Raw genomic sequence first — 3,876 nt, 5'->3', positions numbered from 1 at the left:
GTTGCTCTTCAACCTGGAGAATCGCGTGGGAGCGGGCTTGCCCCGCGATGCCAGTCGATCAACATTACGTTCGATAATCGCCCCGTTCCGCGATCCACGAATTGCCTAGCCCCCACCCTCCCCCGCACCATCGCCTGCGCAACGTTGCACAAGTTCTCTCTAAAGATGCCTACCCCTGCGGCCACACCCGCAGCGACCCGGCTCGCCCAATAAAAACAAGAGATCCACGACAGATGAGCACTTTGCAACCCGCACGCCAGCTGCTGCCCGGCCTGTTGGCCCTGTCCTGCGCCCTGCCCGGCGTGGCCGCCGAAGGTGGCTTCCTGGACGACGCCAAGGCCAGCCTCAACCTGCGCAACTTCTACATCAACCGCAACTTCGTCGACCCGGGCAACCCCCAGGGCAAGGCCGAGGAATGGACCCAGAGCTTGATTCTCGACGCCCGCTCCGGCTTCACCCAGGGCACCGTCGGTTTCGGCATCGATGTGCTGGGGCTGTACTCGGTCAAGCTCGATGGCGGCAAGGGCACGGCCGGCACCCACCTGCTGCCGGTGCATGACGATGGTCGCCCGGCGGATGATTTCGGCCGCCTGGGGGTGGCGTTCAAGACGCGCCTGTCGCAGACCGAACTCAAAGTCGGCGAGTGGATGCCGGTGCTGCCGATCCTGCGTTCGGACGATGGCCGCTCGCTGCCGCAGACGTTCCGCGGCGGTCAGCTCACCTCGAAGGAGATCGACGGCCTGACCCTGTACGCCGGCCAGTTCCGCGGCAACAGCCCGCGCAACGATGCGAGCATGGAAGACATGTTCATGCAGGGGCGCGCCGGTATCACCTCCGACCGCTTCAACTTCGCCGGCGGCGAATACAGCTTCAACGACAAACGCACGATGGTCGGCCTGTGGGATGCCCGGCTAAAAGACATTTATCGCCAGCAGTATCTGAACCTGGTGCACAGCCAGCCGTTGGGCGACTGGACCTTGGGCGCCAATCTGGGCTACTTCCTCGGCAAGGAGGATGGCAGCGCCCGCGCCGGCGACCTGGACAACCGCACCGTCTCGGCCATGCTCTCGGCGCGATATCAAGGCCACACCTTCTATATCGGCCTGCAGAAGATCAGTGGCGATGACGCCTGGATGCGCGTCAACGGCACCAGTGGCGGCACGCTGGCCAACGACAGTTACAACGCCAGCTTCGACAATGCCAAGGAGCGCTCCTGGCAACTGCGTCACGACTTCAATTTCGTCACCGTCGGCATCCCCGGCCTGACCTTGATGAACCGCTACATCAAAGGCGACAACGTGCATGCCGGAGGGGTGGACGATGGCAAGGAATGGGCCCGGGAGACCGAGCTGGCCTACGTGGTGCAGGCCGGGACCTTCAAGGACCTGTCGGTGAAGTGGCGCAATTCGACCATGCGCAGGGATTTCAGCAGCAACGCGTTCGATGAGAACCGCTTGATTGTCAGCTATCCGTTCAATCTCCTTTGAGGCCATCGCGGGGCAAGCCCGCTCACGCCTGCACAATGCAGGAGCGGCGTGGGCTTGCCCGCGATGGGACCTGCCGTCCGACAAATAACCAGAAGACATATACAAATCAAATAACATTCTTTGACGCTATATGTAACAAGCCGCTAAAACCAAGCTCTGATCCCCGCACCAGAGCCCGAGCATGGACCTCCGCCAACTGCGCTATTTCATCGCCCTCATCGAATACCGCAGTTTCGTCCGCGCCGCCGATGCCATGGGCATCACCCAACCCGCCTTCAGCCGCGCAATCCAGAACCTCGAACATACCTTTGGTTGCGCCCTGGTCGATCGTGCCAGCAAGGCATTGCCCCCCACCCCCGAGGGCCAAGTGGTGTTGCAACATGCCCGTCGCCTGGTCCAGGGCGCCGCGCAACTGAACCACGACGTCCTGCAGATGACCAAGCTCGATGCCGGAGAGCTGCACTTCGGCAGCGGCCCGGCCCTGGCCGTGCGCCTGGTGCCCCAGGCCCTGCAACATTTTATCGGGGCTCATCCCGGCATCCGCACCGACTTGCTGGTGGACAACGCCGAGCGCCTGGGCCAGGCCCTGCGTCGCGAGCAGATCGAGTTCTTCGTCGATGACGTACGTCCCTTCGAGGCCGATCCCTACTTCCACACCGAGGCACTGTCCCCGCGTCCAGGCCTGTTCTTCTGCCGTCCCGGGCACCCGCTGCTGGCAAAGGACAGCCTGTCGACCAACGACCTGTTCACCTACCCACTGGCCAGCGCCCTGCTCGCTCCCGGTGTGCGCAAACGCCTGGCCAACCTCAGCGGGCGCAATGACTTCACCCCGCACCTGCAGACCGAACACCTGGCAGTGCTGCGCAACGTGGTAATGGCCAGCGACGCCATCGGCACGGCCAGCGAAGAAGCAGTGGCCGAGGACCTGGCCGCCGGCCATCTGGTGCGTCTGCACTGGCGCAACCTGCCGCCGGGCATGGAAGTGCTCAGCGTGCGCTGCGGGGTAGTTAGCCGCAGCGGTTATCGCCTGTCACCGGCGGCGCGGGCGATGATCGATACCCTGGTCAGCCTTGATACTGCCCCATCGCCCGCAGACGTGGCGCATCGACAATCTCCACCTCGCCATAGCCCAGGCGCACCACGCCGGCCTGTTCGAGGCTCCTGAGGATCTGGTTGATGGTCTGGCGCGACAGCGACAGCATCAGGGCCAACTGTTCCTGGGACACTTGCAACCGCCATTGGGCGACATCGCGCTCACCGTAGCCTTCGGCCATCTGCAACAGGCGCTGCGCCACCCGCGGCGCGGCGGCCAGCAGGCTCTGCTGCTCGAGGGCGACGAACACCCAGCGCAACTTCTGGCTCATCAGCAGGGCCAGGTCGCGCCAGTGCTCTGGCTGGAACGCCAACCATTCCAGCAACGGCGCCTGGGGAATCCACAGCAGGCGTGTCGGCCCCTCGGCATAGGCGTCATGGGTGCGCGGCTGGCCATCGAACAGGCTGATCTCGCCGAACCAATGGGGTGACTCGACCAGCGTCAGCAACGCCTCCTTGCCTGCGCTGCTGACCGCTCCGACCCGCATCGCCCCTTCGAGTACCGCATACAGGCCACACGGCGCATCGCCGCGCTGGAACAGACGCTGCCCCGCTGCCAGTTCACGCGGACGGCCCAGGGCCAGCAGACTATCCTGAACGGTAACGGGCAATTGCCGGAACCATTGGCCATGCAGCAGTTGAGTGCGCGGATCGTGCATGGCACCTCGCAAAGCGAACTCTGTCGGCCAGGCGACAGACGACGATGAATGAACAGGGGCAAGCTGTGCTCACCCCTGATGGAGGAACAACAATGAAAAACCTCGTCGAGCACCTGAGTCAATACGCGGCCTACCACCGCGATCCACGGAACATCGCCACCCACTTCATCGGCATTCCGCTGATCGTGCTGGCCGTGGCCGTGCTGCTGTCACGCCCAGGTTGGGACGTGGCGGGGTTGTGGCTGTCGCCAGCGCTGCTGCTGGCGCTCTGGTCGGTGTGGTTCTACCTGCGCCTGGACCTGCGCTTCGGCCTGGTGATGGGGCTGCTGCTGGGATTGTGCCTATGGGCCGGCCAGGCACTGGCCGTGCAGAGTACCGGGCTGTGGTTGAGTGCCGGGCTAGGTGCGTTCGTGGTGGGGTGGATCATCCAGTTCGTCGGACATGCCTACGAAGGGCGCAAGCCGGCATTCGTCGATGACCTGAGCGGGCTGATCGTCGGGCCGCTGTTCGTGGTGGCGGAGCTGGCGTTCATGGCTGGCTTGTGTGGCGAACTGAAAAAGGCCGTGGAGGCCAATGCCGGGCCTGTCGCCGTTCGCCAGAAGAAAGCAGTCGTGTGAAGTAATCGCGGGGCAAGTCGC

General features: G+C 64.0%; 4 protein-coding genes. 3 read left to right on the top strand and 1 reads right to left on the bottom strand.

Annotation, left to right across the window (positions count from 1 at the left end; all coding sequences use genetic code 11):
• Positions 1-233 precede the first annotated feature (233 nt).
• Both ACQ4OD_RS26200 and ACQ4OD_RS26195 read left to right on the top strand, forming a co-directional pair.
• On the top strand, positions 234-1,487 hold the full coding sequence (locus ACQ4OD_RS26200) for an OprD family porin (protein ID WP_430945207.1): 1,254 nt from the start codon (positions 234-236) through the stop codon (positions 1,485-1,487).
• Between the two features lie 181 nt (positions 1,488-1,668).
• Positions 1,669-2,652: a LysR family transcriptional regulator gene (locus ACQ4OD_RS26195; RefSeq protein ID WP_430945206.1), complete on the top strand. Its 984-nt coding sequence runs from the start codon at positions 1,669-1,671 to the stop codon at positions 2,650-2,652.
• Here ACQ4OD_RS26195 and ACQ4OD_RS26190 read toward each other — a convergent pair.
• On the bottom strand, positions 2,552-3,238 hold the full coding sequence (locus ACQ4OD_RS26190) for a Crp/Fnr family transcriptional regulator (protein WP_198755306.1): 687 nt from the start codon (positions 3,236-3,238) through the stop codon (positions 2,552-2,554). The genes ACQ4OD_RS26195 and ACQ4OD_RS26190 overlap by 101 nt on opposite strands.
• 92 nt (positions 3,239-3,330) lie before the next feature.
• Here ACQ4OD_RS26190 and ACQ4OD_RS26185 point away from each other — a divergent pair, with 92 nt between their 5' ends.
• Positions 3,331-3,855: a DUF962 domain-containing protein gene (locus tag ACQ4OD_RS26185; RefSeq protein ID WP_102682772.1), complete on the top strand. Its 525-nt coding sequence runs from the start codon at positions 3,331-3,333 to the stop codon at positions 3,853-3,855.
• Positions 3,856-3,876: the final 21 nt, after the last annotated feature.

Origin of the sequence: Pseudomonas sp. WC1 (assembly GCF_050586565.1) — a bacterium.
GTDB lineage: Bacteria > Pseudomonadota > Gammaproteobacteria > Pseudomonadales > Pseudomonadaceae > Aquipseudomonas.
Note: the sequence above shows the minus strand (reverse complement) of the source record. Positions and strands in the feature narration are given on the sequence as shown.

Coding starts and splice junctions, on each gene's coding strand:
- ACQ4OD_RS26195 (WP_430945206.1), top strand. CDS start 1,669: ATGGACCTCCGCCAACTGCGCTATTTCATCGCCCTCATCGAATACCGC.
- ACQ4OD_RS26185 (WP_102682772.1), top strand. CDS start 3,331: ATGAAAAACCTCGTCGAGCACCTGAGTCAATACGCGGCCTACCACCGC.
- ACQ4OD_RS26200 (WP_430945207.1), top strand. CDS start 234: ATGAGCACTTTGCAACCCGCACGCCAGCTGCTGCCCGGCCTGTTGGCC.
- ACQ4OD_RS26190 (WP_198755306.1), bottom strand. CDS start 3,238: ATGCACGATCCGCGCACTCAACTGCTGCATGGCCAATGGTTCCGGCAA.